The sequence below is a fragment of the Streptomyces toyocaensis genome, assembly GCF_000725125.1.
Lineage (GTDB): Bacteria > Actinomycetota > Actinomycetes > Streptomycetales > Streptomycetaceae > Streptomyces > Streptomyces toyocaensis.
The window spans coordinates 404556-420793 of the sequence record NZ_JFCB01000001.1; the positions used below are offsets into that span (position 1 = coordinate 404556).

Genomic DNA, 16238 nt, shown 5'->3' on the forward strand with positions numbered 1-16238 from the left:
CCCCGTCACGGCGGTGCGTCGCCCCGGGCGCGCTCCTGGCGGCGCAGCTCGCCGAGGTCGCCGAGCCGCTCCAGCTGCCGTACCGGACGGGCGGTGCGGTGGTTGTGGCCGAGCCGTTCGCGGTGCCGGTCGAGGAAGCTCCAGTAGCCGGCGGTGTAGGGGCAGGCGTGCTCCCCGGTCCGGTCGCCCGGCCGGTAGCGGCACGGCCCGCACAGGTCACTCATGCGGTGCAGGTAGGCGCCGCCCGACGTGTAGGGCTTCGTGGTCATCAGGCCGCCGTCGGCGTACTGGGACATGCCGACGACGTTGGGCACCATGACCCAGTCGTACCCGTCCACGAAGCAGCGGTGGAACCAGTCCGTGACCGCGGCGGGGTCCCAGCCCCGCTGGAGCGCGTGACTGCCGAGGATCATCAGCCGCGGGATGTGATGGGTCCAGCCCGTGTCCCGCACCTGGGCCAGCACCGTGCGCAGGCAGCGGGCCCGCACCGCGTCCGCGTCCAGCTCGTTCCACCAGTCGGGCAGCGGGGCGGTGTGGCCCAGGACGTTGGAGCGCCGGTAGTCCTCGCCGAAGTACCAGTAGAGCTGCCAGACGTACTCGCGCCAGCCGGCGATCTGCCGGACGAACCCCTCCACGCTGTTGAGGGGGGCCCGGCCGGCGCGCCACTCCGCCTCCGCGCCCTCGACGCACTCGGCCGGGTCGAGCAGGCCGAGGTTGAGGGAGGACGACAGCAGGCTGTGACTCATCACCGGGTCGGCGGCGAGCACGGCGTCCTCGTAGGGGCCGAAGGTGGTGAGGCGGTGGGTGAGGAAACGCTTCAGCGCCGCGCGTGCCCCGGCGCGGTCCGCCGGGAACGCGCGCGGTGCGTCCCGCCCCACGAACGACACGTCGCCGTCCTTCGCCCAGCGGTCCAGGTCGTGACGGACCTCCTCGTCGATCTCGTCCTCGCGCGGCCGGTACGGCGCGGGAACCGGGAGGGTGGAGGCGTCGCGCGGCGGGGGCCGGCGGTTGTCGTGGTCGAGGTTCCACCGGTCACCGGCCGGGGCGTCGCCGTCCATCAGCAGGTCGTGGCCGCGCCGCACCCACCGGTAGAAGTCCTCCTGCCGCAGCCGCCCGCCGCCCCGCCCGTCGGCCCAGGCCGCGAAGTCGTCCATCGGCACCAGGAAGCCCCGGGCGGGCCCCACGGTGACCTGGGGCAGCGAGCGCACCAGCCGCAGGGCGGCGTACGAGGTCGGGTGGTGGACGGTGACCGGGCGGTCGCCCGCGGCTCGTGCGAGCCCCTCCCGGTAGGTGCCGGCCCGCACGTAGGTCACCCGGTCGCCCAGCTCGGCCGCCCGGTGACGCATGGCGGAGAGCACCAGATGAGCCTTGGCCCGGTGGAAGCGCCGGCGGCGGAACACCGAACGGGCCTCGATCATGAGCAGCGGTGTGTCACGGCCCGGCCCGCCCTCGCCGGGGGTGAGGAAGTGCGGACCGAGCTGATCCCCGAAGAGCCAGTGCACGGCGCGTCCCCTTTCAGTCGCGGCCGCGGGCGTGCCGGAAGCGTGCCAGCCCGTCGGACAGGTCGATCACCGGTGCGGGGTAGCCGAGGCGGGCCCGCCGGTCCTCCGGCAGCCGCCAGGGCTCGTGCACGAAACGGTCCTCCACGTCGCGCAGTTCGGGCACCCACCGCCGTACGTAGGTCCCCCGCGGGTCGAAGCGCCGGCCCTGGACGACCGGGTTGAGGACGCGGTGCGGGCGGGTGTCCGTGCCGGTGCCGGCGACCCACTGCCAGTTGAGCTGGTTGTTGACGATGTCGCCGTCGACCAGGAGGGCGAGGAAGTGCCGGGCACCGATCCGCCAGTCCACGTAGAGCGTCTTGGTCAGGAAGCTCGCCGTCAGCAGACGCGCCCGGTTGTGCATCCAGCCCTCGTGGCGGAGCTGGCGCATCGCCGCGTCGACGACCGGATAACCGGTACGGCCCTCCCGCCAGGCCGCGACGTCCTCGGCGGCCTCCTGCCCGGTCCGCCACCGGTCGTGCCGGGTGCGGTAATCCCGTGCGGACGCCTCGGGACGCGCGGCCAGCACCTGGTGGTGGAAGTCCCGCCAGCACAGCTGCCGCACGAATGCCTCGGCGCCCGGACCGCCCTGCGCGCGCGCCCGCTGCACGAGTTCCGACGCGGACAGGGCGCCGAAGTGCAGGAACGGCGACAGCCGTGACGTCGCGTCGCCGGCCAGGTCGTCCTGCCGGTCCTCGTACGCGGGCATCCCCGACCGTGCCCACCGGGCGAACCGCTCCCGGCCGGCCTTCTCGCCCCCGGCGGGCAGGCCCGGCGAGAGCAGGGAGGGGGCCGGGCGGGGCGGGAGCGGCTCACCGCGCACCCCGTCCGGCACGGGCACGGCGCGGGGCGCCGGGCACACCTCCCGCAGCCGCTCGGCGGACCAGCGGCGGAAGTAGGGGGTGAACACCGCGTAGTGGTCGGAGCCGGACGGCGCCACCCGTCCGGGAGCGACGGCGGTGACCACGGTGTCGTGCACGTGGAGCACCACACCCTGGGCGCCGAGGCTCTCGCGCAGCCGTTCCTCCCTCCGGTGGCCGAACCCCGTCACCGCCGCGGCCATGTGGACCTCCGTGGCGCCGGACTCGGCCGCGACCGCGCCGACCTCCCGCGCGACCGGGCCGCCGCGCAGGACCAGCCGGCCGCCGCGGCGGCGCAGCGAGGCGTCCAGGTCCGCCAGGCAGTCGGCGAGGAAGGCGCCGCGGTTGGGGGCGTCGAACCCCGCCGCGTGCACGGCGGGATCGCGGACGAACAGCGGCACCACCTCCTCGGCGGCCGCGAGTGCGGCGCGCAGCGGCGGATGGTCGTGCAGGCGCAGATCCGAGGTGAACAGGACGACCGCGCGGGTCATGTCGTCGCTCCTGGTGGGGTGAGGCGGTGCCGCGGCGGCCGGTCAGGGACGGAACCGGTGCGCGGGCCGGGCGTGCCGGCCCCGGCCCGTACGCGCCGCCCGGCCGCGCGTACGGGCCTGGCCCTTGGCGGCGGCCCGCGCGATGTTGCGGGCCATACCACCGAAGACGACGGCGTGGAACGGCGAGACGCTCCACCAGTAGGCGTGGCCCAGCAGGCCGCGCGGGTGGAACAGGGCGCGCTGACGGTAGCGGGTCCGGCCGGCGGGGTCCGTCTCGGCGTACATCTCCAGCCAGGCGAGTCCGGGCAGCCGCATCTCGGCGCGCAGCCGGAGCAGGTGGCCCGGCTCGATCTCCTCGACGCGCCAGAAGTCCAGGGAGTCACCGACCCTCAGGTGGGCCGCGTCACGCCGGCCGCGGCGCAGGCCGACCCCGCCGACGAACCGGTCCAGCCACCCCCGGACCGCCCAGGCGAGCGGGAAGGAGTACCAGCCGTTGTCGCCGCCGATGCCCTCGACGACCTTCCACAGCGACGCGAGGGAGGCGTCGACCGGCAGGGACCGTTCGTCCCGGTAGAGGCTGCCGCCGGCCCAGTCGGGGTCGGTGGGCAGCGGGTCGCTGGGCGCCCCCGGTACGGCCGCGGACGACCAGCGGGTGTCCACCTGGGCGTCCCGGACCTTGCGCAGCGCCTGGACCAGTGCCTGGTCGAAGGGCAGCGGACAGCCCGGCGGATCGGGCACGTAGCGGGCGATGTCGTGTTCCCGGCAGACGACCTCGTGGCGCAGCGACTCGGTCAGCGGGCGGGCGATGGAGGCGGGCACCGGGGTGACCAGGCCCACCCAGTGGCTGGACAGCCGCGGGGTGAGGACCGGCACCCGGACGATGAGCCGTCGCCGCAGCCCGGCGACCTCGGCGTAACGGCGCATCATCTTCTCGTAGGTCAGGACGTCCGGCCCGCCGACGTCGAAGGCCCGGTCGACGTCGGGCGGCATGCCGGCCGAGCCGACGAGGTAGCGCAGCACGTCGCGGACCGAGATCGGCTGGGTCCGCGTCTGCACCCAGCTGGGGGTCACCATCACGGGCAGGCGCTCGGTGAGGTAGCGCAGCATCTCGAACGACGCCGATCCCGAGCCGATGACGACCGCCGCCCGCAGCACCGTGGCGGGCACCGGGGAGTCGAGGAAGATGCGCCCCACCTCCGCCCGGGAGCGCAGGTGCGGGGAGAGGGAGTGCTCGGGCACCCCCTCCGGGGTGAGCCCGCCCAGGTAGACGATCCTCCGGACGCCGGCGGCGTGCGCCTGCTCGGCGAAGTTCAGGGCGGCGCGACGGTCGGTCTCCTCGAAACCGGGGCCGGTGGTGAGGGCGTGCACCAGGTAGTAGGCCACGTCCACTCCGCGCATGGCCGCCGCGAGGGAGTCCGCGTCCGTGACGTCACCGCGGACGGTCTCCACGTCCGGGGCCCAGGGGTGGTCGCGGAGCTTGCCGGGGGATCGGGCCAGGCAGCGGACCCGGTGCCCGGCCCGCAGCAGTTCCGGCACCAGACGTCCGCCGACGTACCCGGACGCCCCGGTGACCAGGCAGTGCAGCCGCTCACCGCTTCGCTGTCCGTCCTCGACCGCCACGACTGTTCCTCCCATGTCCTTCACGGCTTCTGTTCCGTCACGACGTCCTCCTGCGTCCGATCATGAGCGCAACAGGGCGATCGTGCCCGTCGCGCCGACGCGGCCGGCCACCATGACGAGGAAGCGGAAGCCGCCCGGTTCCGCCGCCACCTCCAGCCGGGCGCCGCGGGCCGGTACCGGTGCCCGCAGGTCGATGCCGAGCCCGGCCACGGCGCCCGCCGTCCTCCCGCAGTTCAGCAGGGCCGCCTGCCGCCCGGCCTCCAGGAGCGCCAGGGCGGGCATGCGGGACGGGCGCCCGGGGAGGAGAACGGGGTGTGCCGGGTCCCGCGGGGCGACCACCAGACGCCCCTGCGGCGCCCGTGCCAGGAGGACGTCGTGTTCCGCGGCGGCACCGACCGCCGCCGCGGCGGGGTGCAGCAGGGTGGGCGGGACCGTCGCGTGCCCGCCGTCCGGGGCGGACTGCGCCGCACGGGCGAACCGCATCGTGCACGACCCGATGGGAGTACCGGCGTGCAGGTACTCGGCCGTGACGCGGTAGGCGACGAGCGCGCCGTCCTCCCGCCGTACGAGATCGCTCACGCCGATCCGGACGGCCACCTCGGTCGCGCTGCCGCTCTCCACCGGCTGCGTCCGCGGAGGCGTCCCCATGCTGACCGAGACGGGCTCGAACGTCGCAGTCCCCACCCCGGGCAGATGTGTGTGCTCCAGGGCCGTGGCGAGCTGACGGGTCGACTCCGCCATGATCAGCGGATGGTGTCTCACGGTGGCCGTCCGCTCGTTGAGCGGGTGCAGCCGGGGCCACTGGCACCGGGCAGCGAAGAAGTGGCTGCCCTGCCGGCGCAGCGACACGACGAGCAGCGACGCCATGGTCTCCAGCCCGATCGTGTGCCACAGCAGCGGGTCGCCGTGCCCGGTCTCCCGGGCATCCGGTCCGTCACGGTCGCTCCGTGACCACGCGCCGGGCGCGGGAGCCGTATCGATCGCCGTAGTGTGCATGAGCGTCTCCTGCCGAAGGCGTCGGACGGTGCGACCGCCCCACACAGCCACTTCACCGGCCACCGGCCCGACGGATGCACCCGTCACGCGAACGCCCTCACCCCATGTGGTCGGACCCGTCCCTAACCGCGAGAGGGCCGGGTGGCGTCCCGGTCCGCCCGGCCGCCGGCGCCCAGGAGCCCCGTGGCCTCGAACGGCTCGACGGCGGCCAGCCGCGGCAGTTCGCGTCGCGACAGCAGGGTCACCAGCGGGGGCAGGGCGGCACGCACGAGCTGGGCCGACCGCAGCCAGCCGGGCACGTAGACCGACGGGCGGCGCCGCTCGATCGCGGTGACCAGGCGGCCCGCGACGTACTCGACGGGGTACACCTTGCGCGCCGGCGGCGGCATGTGGCCGCGCAGCTCACGGAGCACCGCGAACTCGTCCGCGTCGCGGACCATGTCGGTGTCCGTCCAGTTGATGTAGGCGATGCCCACGCCCACGCGCCGGTGGGCCATCTCGGCCCGCAGTGCGTGGGCGAACGACTCGACCCCGGCCTTGGACGCGCAGTACGCGCTCATCATGGGCGCCGTACCGATGGAGGCGAGCGAGGCGACCTGGAGGAAGTAGCCGGACGTGTCCAGCAGGTCCCCGATGAACGTACGGGCCGTGGCGGCACTGCCGATGAGGTTCACCTCGACCACCCGGCGCCACACCGCGGGATCGGACTCGGCGAACGGCCCGCCCTCGGCGACGCCCGCGTTGGCCACGACGACGGAGACGGGACCGAGCCGTGCGCGGATGTCCGCCCCTGCCCTCGCCAGCCCCCTGTCGTCCGTGACATCGACCTGCCAGCAGCCACAGGCGCCCGGCAGGGTGTCCTGGACCCGCTTCAGCGTCCGCTCCTCCCGCCCGAGCAGCGCCACCCGCGCACCACGGGCGGACAGCTCCCGCGCCATCGCCGCTCCCAGGCCGCGCGCCGCTCCGGTGACGACGGCGGTCCTTCCGTCCAACGGGCTCCCGGTGACCGGCATACGGCGGCTCCTGTTCCGTGCGGCGTTCGTCCTGCTCACCGTAAGCACGGCCGACGCCGTCGGCATGCCGGCGGCCTGCTCCCCTCCGCGTCCGAAACGGCTCGCATGCGCATCCATACGGACTTTCCGGGGCGAAACGGTGACATGAAGCTGCGAGACGAACTTCCGGTCGACCACCACCTGGCGACCGTGTACCGCTACGGAGCCGCCTTCTGCGGCCTGGTCCTGCTGACCTTCGCGTGCCTCGGCTTCGCCGACGCCCTCAGTCCCTTCGACACGTCCGGCGACACGATCGCCGGCATGACCAGCAACGTGACCCTCAGCGTCATCTCCACCGTCGTGGGATGCGCGCTGCTCGTCGGCGCCGTCATCGGCGGCAACTTCGCGTCCAACCTCAACATGACGATCGGCGGGCTGTTCGTGCTGAGCGGCTTCGCCCACACCTTTCTGCTGGACCGCTCCGCCAACATCCTGGACTTCGGGATGACCAACGTGATCTTCAGCTTCGTCATGGGGCTGCTCATCGCGACGTTCGGCATGTACGGCCGCGTCTCCAGCCGGCTGCCCCGCGACAATCCCTACTGGCGCCGTCGGCACGCCGGGCGGACGGCCGACGGTGCGCGGGCCCTCGCGCCGCCGGACGCGGAGCCGCCCGCTCTGTCCGGGGGAGAGGGGCGCGGTCCCCGCGACGGACGCCGCGCGCTGCGGTGAGCACGGGGTGCCCCGCCCCACCCCTCCTGGGACGGGCCCCCGGCCGACGCGTAACGTGAGGCACCATGAAGATCCTCATCAGCGCCGACATGGAGGGCGCCACCGGTGTCACCTGGCCGGCCGACGTGCTGCCGGGGACTCCCCAGTGGGAGCGGTGCCGGTCGCTGTTCACCTCGGACGTCAACGCGGCCGTGCAGGGCTTCTTCGACGGCGGCGCCGACGAGGTGCTGATCAACGAGGCCCACTGGACCATGCGCAACCTGCTGCTGGAGCGGCTGGACGAGCGGGCCCAGATGCTCACCGGCCGGCACAAGTCGCTCTCCATGGTCGAGGGCGTGCAGCACGGTGACGTCGACGGCATCGCGTTCGTCGGCTACCACGCCGGCGCCGGCATGGAGGGCGTCCTCGCGCACACCTTCCTCGCCAACTCCATCACCGGGGTGTGGGTCGACGACGTACGGGCGAGCGAGGGACTGCTCAACGCGCACGTGGCCGCCGAGTACGGGGTGCCGGTGGTCCTGGTCACGGGTGACGACGTGGCCTGCGAGGACGCCCTCGGTTACGCGCCGGAGGCGCTGAAGGTCGCCGTCAAGGACCACGTGTCCCGGTACGCGGCCGTGTGCCGCACCCCGGCCCGGACGGCCGCCGACATCCGCGCGGCGGCCGAGCAGGCGGCGGCGCTGGCCGGACGGCGCGAGCCGGCCGACGGCGGGCCCTTCACCGTCGCGGTGGAGTTCGACGCCGAGCACCTGGCGATGGCCGTCACCGTCGTGCCGGGTGTGACCCGGACCGGCGAGCGGAAGGTCGCCTACACCAGCGGAACCATGTACGACGGCATCCGCACGTTCAAGGCGGTCACCACGATCGCCTCGGCTGCGGTGGAGGAGCAGTATGGCTGACGAGCGGGCCCTGGACGAGGTCGTGACGTTCACGTCCGACCTGATCAGGATCGACACGACCAACAGGGGCGGGGGCGACTGCCAGGAGCGGCCCGCCGCCGAGTACGCCGCGGCGCGGCTCGCCGAGGCGGGCCTGGAGCCGGTCCTCCTCGAGCGCACCCCCGGCCGGACCAACGTCGTCGCGCGCCTGGAGGGCACCGACCCGTCGGCCGACGCGCTGCTGGTCCACGGCCACCTGGACGTCGTGCCGGCCGAGGCCGCCGACTGGAGCGTGCACCCCTTCTCCGGGGAGGTCCGCGACGGCGTCGTCTGGGGGCGCGGCGCCGTCGACATGAAGAACATGGACGCGATGATCCTGGCCGTGGTGCGCGCCTGGGCCCGGCAGGGCGTGCGGCCCCGCCGTGACATCGTCGTCGCGTTCACCGCCGACGAGGAGGCCAGCGCCGAGGACGGCTCCGGGTTCCTCGCCGACCGGCACGCCCACCTCTTCGAGGGCTGCACCGAGGGCGTCAGCGAGTCGGGCGCGTTCACCTTCCACGACGGCGACGGCCGGCAGCTCTACCCGATCGCCGCCGGCGAACGCGGCACCGCCTGGCTGAAGCTCACCGCGCGCGGCCGGGCCGGGCACGGTTCCAAGGTCAACCGGGAGAACGCGGTGACCCGCCTCGCCGCCGCCCTCACCCGCATCGGGGAACACGAGTGGCCGCTGCGGCTCACCCCCACGGTGCGGGCCGCGCTCACCGAACTCGCCGCCGTGTACGGCATCGAGACGGACCTGACCGACGTCGACGCCCTGCTGGAGAAGCTCGGCACGGCGGGCAAGCTCGTCGAGGCGACCGTCCGCAACAGCGCCAACCCCACCATGATGGACGCCGGTTACAAGGTCAACGTGATCCCCGGTGAGGCCGTGGCGCGCGTCGACGGCCGGTACCTGTCGGGTGCCGAGAACGAGTTCCGCGCGACGATGGACCGGCTCACCGGACCGGACGTCGGCTGGGAGTTCGAACACCACGAGGTGGCCCTGCAGGCTCCGGTGGACTCGCCGACGTTCGCCCGGATGCGGGCCGCCGTGGAGGAGTTCGCACCCGAGGGGCACGTCGTGCCCTACTGCATGTCCGGCGGCACGGACGCCAAGCAGTTCTCCCGGCTCGGCATCACCGGGTACGGCTTCGCTCCGCTGAAGCTGCCGGAGGGCTTCGACTACCAGGCCCTGTTCCACGGCGTCGACGAGCGCGTCCCGGTCGAGGCGCTCCACTTCGGTGTCCGGGTTCTCGACCGGTTCCTGCGTTCGGCCTGAGCCAAGTGGGGGAGACAGTGCAGATCCTGGCATACGGCGAGTGGCCCTCGCCCATCGACGCGGCCACCGCCGCGGCCCATGACGGCAGCCCCGAGTTCGCGGGCTTCGTCGGCGACGAGGTGTGGTGGACCGAGCCCCGGCCCACCGAGGCCGGCCGGCGCACGCTGGTGCGCCGGCGCGCCGACGGCACGGAGGAATCCGTCCTGCCCGCACCGTGGAACGTGCGGACCCGCGTCATCGAGTACGGCGGCCGGCCCTGGGCCGGCGCCGTGGGGGACGGCGGCCCGCTCGTGGTGTTCGCGCACTTCGCCGACCAGCGCCTGTACCTCTACGAGCCGGGCGGCGAGCCGCGCCCGCTCACCCCGGTGTCGCCGGTCGGAGGGGGCCTGCGCTGGGCCGACCCGGTGCTGCTGCCCGAGCGCGGCGAGGCGTGGTGCGTCCTGGAGGAGTTCACCGGCGACGGCCCCAGCGACGTACGCCGGGTCCTGGCCGCCGTACCGCTGGACGGCACCGCCGCCGACGACCGTGACGCCGTGCGGGAACTGAGCGACGGACGGCACCGGTTCGTCACGGGGCCACGTCTCTCGCCCGACGGGCGGAGCGCCGCCTGGCTCGGCTGGGACCATCCGCGCATGCCGTGGGACGGCACCGAGCTGATGACCGCCGAGGTCACCGACGACGGCAGCCTGCGCGACGCCCGCACGGTGGCCGGCGGGCCCGAGGAGTCCATCACCCAGGCCGACTGGACCCACGACGGCCGGCTGCTGTACTCGAGCGACCGCACCGGCTGGTGGAACCTCTACCGGGACGGGGAGCCGCTCTGCCCCCGCGAGGAGGAGTTCGGCGGACCGTTGTGGAAAGTCGGGCACCGCTGGTTCGCCCCGCTGGACAGCGGGCTGATCGCCGTCGTGCACGGCCGGGGCGCCCCCCGGCTCGGCGTACTCGACCCGGAGACCGGCGAGGTCGTCGACGCCGTCGGCCCCTGGACCGAGTTCGCGCCCTCCGTGGCGGCCCACGGCGAGCGCGTCGTCGCCATCGGGGCCGGCCCGCGCAGCGCCCACGAGGTGGTGGAGCTGGACACCAGGACGGGCAGGGCGCGCGTGATCGGCGCCGCGCACGAGGACGCCGTGGACCCCGCCTACTACCCGCGGCCGCAGGTCCGCACGTTCACCGGGCCGGACGGCCGGGAGATCCACGCCCAGGTCTTCCCGCCGCACCACCCGGAGTGCGCCGGCCCCGCGGACGAGCGTCCCCCGTACGTGATCTGGGCACACGGCGGCCCCACCGGCCGGACGCCGCTCGTGCTCGACCTGGAGATCGCCTACTTCACCTCGCGCGGCATCGGCGTCGCGGAGGTCAACTACGGCGGCTCGACCGGATACGGGCGCGAGTACCGCAACCGGCTGCGCGGGCAGTGGGGCGTGGTCGACGTCGAGGACTGCGCGGCGGTCGCGCTGGCCCTCGCCGACGAGGGCACCGCCGACCGTGACCGGCTCGCCGTCCGCGGCGGCAGCGCCGGCGGCTGGACCACGGCCGCCTCGCTGACCACGACCGACGTCTACGCCTGCGGCACGATCATCTACCCGGTGCTCGACCTCACCGGCTGGGGCACGGGGGAGACCCACGACTTCGAGTCCCAGTACCTGGAGAGCCTGATCGGCCCGCGCGCCGAGGTCCCCGAGCGGTACGTGCGGCGCTCGCCCGTCGAACACGCCGACCGGCTCTCCGTGCCCTTCCTGATGCTCCAGGGACTGGACGACCCGATCTGCCCGCCCGTCCAGTGCGAGCGGTTCCTGGCCCGGCTGGCCGGCCGGGGCGTGCCGCACGCCTACCTCACCTTCGAGGGCGAGGGGCACGGTTTCCGGCGGGCGGAGACGATGGTGTGCGCCCTGGAGGCGGAGATGTCCCTGTACGCCCAGGTGTTCGGGCTGAAGGCGCCCGGCGTCCCGGCCCTGGAGCTGGGCACGTGAGCCGGGCCGAACCGCTGCGGCGGCCGCACCGCCTCGCTCCCGGCGCCCGGGTGGCCGTCGTCGCGCCCAGTGGTCCGGTGCCCGAGGAGCGGCTGAGGGCCGGGCTCGACGTGCTGCGCGGCTGGGACCTCGACCCGGTGGTGGCCCCCCACGTCCTCGACCGGCACGGCCGGTTCGGCTACCTGGCGGGCAGCGACGCCGACCGGGCCGCCGATCTGCAGTCCGCGTGGTGCGACCCGGACGTCGACGCGGTGATCTGCGCCCGCGGCGGCTACGGCGTGCAGCGCATGGTCGACGCGCTCGACTGGGAGGCGATGCGGGCGGCCGGGCCCAAGGTGTTCGTCGGGTTCAGCGACATCACCTCCCTGCACGAGGCGTTCGCCGTCCGGCTCGGACTGGTCACCCTGCACGGACCGATGGCCGCCGGCCTCGACTTCGTGAAGAGCACCCGGGCCCAGGACCACCTCCGGGCCACCCTCCTCGCCCCCGACACCGTCCGCACCATCGTCTCCGACGGCACCGCGCTCGTCCCCGGCCGGGCGCGCGGCGTCACCCTGGGGGGCTGTCTCTCCCTGCTCGCCGCGGACCTCGGCACCCCGCACGCCAGGCCCTCCGCGCGGGGCGGACTGCTGTGCCTGGAGGACGTGGGGGAGGAGACCTACCGGCTCGACCGCTACCTCACCCAGCTCCTGCGGGCCGGCTGGCTGGACGGGGTCGCCGGGCTGCTCCTCGGTTCCTGGGCGCAGTGCGAGCCCTACGACGGGGTGCGGGCACTGCTCGCCGACCGGCTCGGCGGCCTCGGTGTGCCGGTGGCCGAGCAGTTCGGGTTTGGGCACTGCGACGACGCGCTCACCGTCCCCTTCGGTGTCGCCGCCGAACTCGACGCGGACGCGGGCACGCTGACGCTGGAGGAACCGGCGCTCGCCTGACCGTCGTAGGGTGGCGGGGTGCCGCACACCACTTCCCGCTATCTCGCCGAGGGCGCCCGCGTGGGCCTGCGTCACTTCACCCACGCGGACGGCGCCGAGTTCACCGCCCGTGCCCGGGAGAGCAAGGACCTGCACCACCCCTGGCTGTTCCCGCCGGACAGCGCCCCGGCCTACGCCGCGTACGCGCGGCGGCTGATCGAGGACCCCGCCAAGGCGGGGTTCCTGGTCTGCGAGAAGGAGGCGGACGGTGCCCTCGCCGGATTCATCAACATCAACAACATCGTCGAGGGCGGCTTCCTGTGCGGCGCGCTGGGCTACGGCGCCTTCGCGCACGCGGCGGGGCGGGGGCTGATGCGCGAGGGCCTGGACCTCGTCGTGCGGTACGCCTTCGGCCCGATGCGGCTGCACCGTCTGGAGATCAACGTGCAGCCCGGCAACGCCGCCTCCATCGCCCTCGCCCGCGCCTGCGGGTTCCGCCTGGAGGGCTTCTCGCCGAAGATGCTCTTCATCGACGGGGCCTGGCGCGACCACCAACGCTGGGCCATCACCAGCGAGATGACGGCCGGACGCTGAAGCGGGCCGGCCCCCGCCCCCTGGTCACGCGGGCCCGCGGCGGCTTCCATGGAGGTCGTGACGACGATCCGACACGAGGTACTGACGCTGCCCGCCGCGCACCTGGGCCCCGACAACCCGCTGCCCGCCCTGCGGCCCCTCGACGAGACGCACCGCATCGAGGACCGCGACAAGGAGGACCTGCCGCGCGACATGGCGCGGCAGATCGGCCACGCACCCCTGCACAGTCTGCTGCCCGTCCCCGTCCGTGACGGCTACGACCGCCGGCGCGCGCCCCGCGCCGTCGACGCCCTCGTGATCGAGAACGACCGGCTGCGCGCCACCGTGCTCCCCGCCCTCGGCGGCCGGGTCGTCTCCCTCGTCCACCGGCCCACCGGCCGTGAACTGCTGTACCGCAACCCGGTGTTCCAGCCCGCCAACTTCGCCCTCAACGGAGCCTGGTTCTCCGGCGGCATCGAATGGAACATCGGCGCCACCGGGCACACCACCCTCTCCTGCTCGCCCGTGCACGCCGCCCGCGTGCCCGCCCCCGGCGGCGGGGAGATGCTGCGCCTGTGGGAGTGGGAGCGGCTGCGCGACCTGCCCTTCCAGGTCGACCTGTGGCTGCCGGACGGCTCGGACTTCCTGTACGCCGGCGTCCGGATCCGCAACCCGCACGAGATGCCGGTGCCGACCTACTGGTGGTCCAACATCGCCGTCCCCGAGGAGTGCCGCGTCCTCGCGCCGGCCGAGGAGGCCTGGCACTTCGGCTACGAGCGCCGGCTGCGCCGGGTGCCCGTCCCCGAGTACGACGGCGTCGACCGCACCTGCCCACCCCACAGCACGTACGCGGCGGACTACTTCTACGACGTCCCCGACGGCCGCAGGCGCTGGATCGCCGCGCTGGACCACGAAGGCCACGGACTCGTGCAGACCTCCACCGACGCGCTGCGGGGCCGCAAGCTGTTCGTGTGGGGCCGGGGACCGGGCGGGCGGAGCTGGCAGCGGTGGCTCACCGAGCCCGGCACCGGCGGCTACTGCGAGATCCAGGCCGGGCTCGCCCGCACCCAGCTGGAACACGTCCGGCTGGAGGCCGAGAGCGAGGTGTCCTGGCTGGAGGCCTACGGCCCCTTCACCACCCGGCCCGAGGGGGAGTGGAACGGCGTACTGAAGGAGGCGGAGAACCGGCTCGAAGCGGTCCTGCCGCGCGCCGGCGTCGACTCCGCGTACGCGGCCTGGCGGCCGTACGCCGACACCGAACCCGGCGAGCGGCTCGCGGCCGGCTCCGGCTGGGGCGCGCTGGAAGTGCTGCGCGCCGGCTGGAAGCTGCCCGGCACGCCCTTCGAGGAGAGCACCCTGGGCGAGGAGCAGGCACCCTGGCTGCACCTGCTGCGCGCGGGCTCCCTCCCCGAGCCGCCCGGCACCCGGCCGCCCGGCGGGACGCTGGTCGCCCGGCACTGGCGGGACATGCTGGAGACCGCGCCCGCGACGCCCCTCACCGAGTACCACCTGGGCGTCGCCCAGTGGCACGCGGGCGACCGGGCCCAGGCGGAGCGCAGTTGGGAGCGGGCCCTGCGGAACACCTCGTCCTGGTGGCCGGCGCTGCGCTGCCTCGCCGTCGCCGACCAGGAGGCCCGCCATCCCGAACGCGCCGCCGACCGCTACGCGCGGGCCTTCGACGACCTGTGCCGCGCGCCCTGCGACGAGGAGGGCGCGGGGACTGCCGTCACCGCGGCGCTCGGACGGGAGGCGATCGAGGCGCTGCTCGCGGTGGGGCGTACGGCGGACGCGCGGTCCGTGTGGCGGCGGCTGGACCCCGCCACGCGCGCCCGCGGCCGGTTCCGGCTGACCGAGGCGGCGCTGCTGCTCGCCGAGGGCCGGCGCGAGGAGGCCCGCGCCGTGTTCGACGCGGGCTTCGAGGTGGCCGACCTGCGGGAGGGGGACGAGGTGATCGGACGGCTGTGGTCCGCCCTCACCGACGAACCCCTGCCGGAACGCCACGACTTCCGGATGCGGCCCACGCCCTGAGCGGGTGTCAGGCGCGGCGGTCCGCGTACTCGTAGACCGCCCCGTCCGGGTGCCGTGCGATGAGGTTGCGGCCCACCGGGGTGGGGACCGGCCCCGCGATGATGTCGGCGCCCATCTCCGCGAGGACCCGGCGGGCCTCGTCGACGTCCTGCACCGCGATGGTCGCCGCGACCTTGCGCAGCACCTCCAGCTCCGCGGCGGGACCGCTCATCAGCAGGAAACAGCCCACCGCGGCGACCTGGACGCCGGCTCGTTCGAACCGGAGGGCCCTGCCGCCCGCCAGCCGTTCGTAGAAGGGGATGGCGGTCTCGATGTCGTCGACGCAGACGCGCAGTGTGGCACCCAGAATCTCCATGGGGAGGAGCCTAGTTGGGGACGGCCGGGACGAGGGTCCCGCCCCGGCCGGTCACCCCGGCCGCTCATCACGCCCCGCGTCCGCCGGCGTTACGCGCCCCGGGCCGCGGGTACCCGGTGCGCCATGCAGCGCTTGGAGCACTTGGAGCATCTGGACAAGCACCTGGTCGACGAACTGGCGCAGGTGGCCCGCGAGACCGTACGCGACGAACTACGCGAACAGGCGCGGGGCCAGCGCCGTAAGGCGGCCCTCTACGCCGCGTCCGGCACCGCCGCCCTCTACGCGGGCGCGGCGGTCTCGCTGGCCGTGGGCCTCGCACTCGCCCTGGTCCTGCCGGACTGGGCCGCCGCGCTGATCACGGCCGCGATCCTGGCGGCGCTGTCCTACGCCCTGCGCGGCGCGGCCCGGCCTTCGGCTCCCCGGCAGGCCACCGCACCCGGAGGCCGGGGCACCCCGATCCCGCCGGTGCCGTCCACCCCGCCCACCGCGGGTCTCGTACCGCCACGACCGGACGACTCCGGCCGTGACACCCACCACCGGCCGTGACCCCCGACAAGGTCCGGACCCTCTGACGGTCCGGCCGGCCGGCCCCCCCGGTACTCCGCGGCGTCCTCCGTCCGCGGGGCCGGACCGAGGCCGGCACCCCCGAGCGGGCCGCCGACCGTGCCGCGGCTTCGAGACCCGTGGCCGCCACCGCCGCCCCGGGCGTGCGGGGCCGGCGGGCGGAGCCTCCAGACCGCGTGCCTCCGCCGACGCCGCCGCGCGCAGGAGACCGGTGACGCCGCCGTGGCGTGTCGCGTCGACCAGGCAGCGGTCCACCGCACCGGCCCGTGATCGTGCGGGCGAAGTACGGCCGGTCGAAGCCGTGCCCCCGGCGGCCACGTCGCTCACGTGCCCCACCCGCACGCACGCCGGCCCCGCTCCCGTCGCGGCCCCCAGCCCTCGCACCAGGGGCAGTTCCAGCAGCCGGGCCTTCAGG

14 protein-coding genes are annotated in these 16238 nt (G+C 74.7%); 8 read left to right on the forward strand and 6 right to left on the reverse strand.

The window, feature by feature from the left end; all coding sequences use genetic code 11:
• Positions 1-5: 5 nt before the first annotated feature.
• From BU52_RS01655 to BU52_RS01675, 5 genes are all read right to left on the reverse strand, one after another.
• Positions 6-1502 (reverse strand): cryptochrome/photolyase family protein, encoded by a 1497-nt coding sequence (locus BU52_RS01655; RefSeq protein WP_037926589.1) that lies wholly within the window; start codon positions 1500-1502, stop codon positions 6-8.
• 13 nt (positions 1503-1515) lie between these two features.
• Positions 1516-2889, reverse strand: a complete 1374-nt coding sequence (locus tag BU52_RS01660; RefSeq protein ID WP_037926593.1) for a cryptochrome/photolyase family protein — start codon at positions 2887-2889, stop codon at positions 1516-1518.
• Between the two features lie 42 nt (positions 2890-2931).
• Entirely contained in the window at positions 2932-4524 is a 1593-nt protein-coding gene (locus tag BU52_RS01665; protein ID WP_037927817.1) for an SDR family oxidoreductase, read from the reverse strand.
• A gap of 45 nt (positions 4525-4569) precedes the next feature.
• Positions 4570-5505 carry an AfsA-related hotdog domain-containing protein gene (locus BU52_RS01670; protein ID WP_051857809.1) on the reverse strand — a complete coding sequence of 312 codons (936 nt, stop codon included), beginning with the start codon at positions 5503-5505 and terminating at the stop codon, positions 4570-4572.
• A 122-nt stretch (positions 5506-5627) separates the two neighbouring features.
• Positions 5628-6518 carry an SDR family oxidoreductase gene (locus tag BU52_RS01675; RefSeq protein WP_037926595.1) on the reverse strand — a complete coding sequence of 297 codons (891 nt, stop codon included), beginning with the start codon at positions 6516-6518 and terminating at the stop codon, positions 5628-5630.
• Between the two features lie 144 nt (positions 6519-6662).
• Between BU52_RS01675 and BU52_RS01680 the strand changes: the two genes are divergently transcribed.
• The 7 genes from BU52_RS01680 (at position 6663) to BU52_RS01710 (ending at position 14904) form a co-directional block, all read left to right on the forward strand.
• A complete protein-coding gene (locus BU52_RS01680; protein WP_037926597.1) occupies positions 6663-7229 on the forward strand; it encodes a DUF4383 domain-containing protein in 567 nt (188 codons plus the stop codon).
• Positions 7230-7294: 65 nt separating this feature from the next.
• Positions 7295-8128, forward strand: a complete 834-nt coding sequence (locus BU52_RS01685) for a M55 family metallopeptidase (protein WP_037926599.1) — start codon at positions 7295-7297, stop codon at positions 8126-8128.
• Complete coding sequence (locus BU52_RS01690; RefSeq protein WP_037926600.1) at positions 8121-9425, forward strand: M20/M25/M40 family metallo-hydrolase; 1305 nt, start codon at positions 8121-8123, stop codon at positions 9423-9425. The genes BU52_RS01685 and BU52_RS01690 overlap by 8 nt, the downstream gene beginning before the upstream one ends.
• A 5-nt stretch (positions 9426-9430) precedes the next feature.
• The gene (locus BU52_RS01695; protein WP_107061051.1) at positions 9431-11395 is read left to right on the forward strand and encodes a prolyl oligopeptidase family serine peptidase; all 1965 of its coding nucleotides are present in this window, start codon (positions 9431-9433) and stop codon (positions 11393-11395) included.
• Positions 11392-12324, forward strand: coding sequence for a S66 peptidase family protein (locus BU52_RS01700; RefSeq protein ID WP_037926604.1), 933 nt, complete (start codon positions 11392-11394; stop codon positions 12322-12324). The genes BU52_RS01695 and BU52_RS01700 overlap by 4 nt, the downstream gene beginning before the upstream one ends.
• 18 nt (positions 12325-12342) lie before the next feature.
• Positions 12343-12897, forward strand: a complete 555-nt coding sequence (locus BU52_RS01705) for a GNAT family N-acetyltransferase (RefSeq protein ID WP_037926607.1) — start codon at positions 12343-12345, stop codon at positions 12895-12897.
• Positions 12898-12945: 48 nt separating this feature from the next.
• A complete protein-coding gene (locus tag BU52_RS01710) occupies positions 12946-14904 on the forward strand; it encodes a DUF5107 domain-containing protein (RefSeq protein WP_037926609.1) in 1959 nt (652 codons plus the stop codon).
• A gap of 7 nt (positions 14905-14911) precedes the next feature.
• Here BU52_RS01710 and BU52_RS01715 read toward each other — a convergent pair whose 3' ends face one another.
• Entirely contained in the window at positions 14912-15259 is a 348-nt protein-coding gene (locus BU52_RS01715; protein WP_037926611.1) for a VOC family protein, read from the reverse strand.
• Positions 15260-15382: 123 nt separating this feature from the next.
• Between BU52_RS01715 and BU52_RS01720 the strand changes: the two genes are divergently transcribed.
• The gene (locus tag BU52_RS01720) at positions 15383-15805 is read left to right on the forward strand and encodes a phage holin family protein (RefSeq protein WP_037926613.1); all 423 of its coding nucleotides are present in this window, start codon (positions 15383-15385) and stop codon (positions 15803-15805) included.
• Positions 15806-16238: the final 433 nt, after the last annotated feature.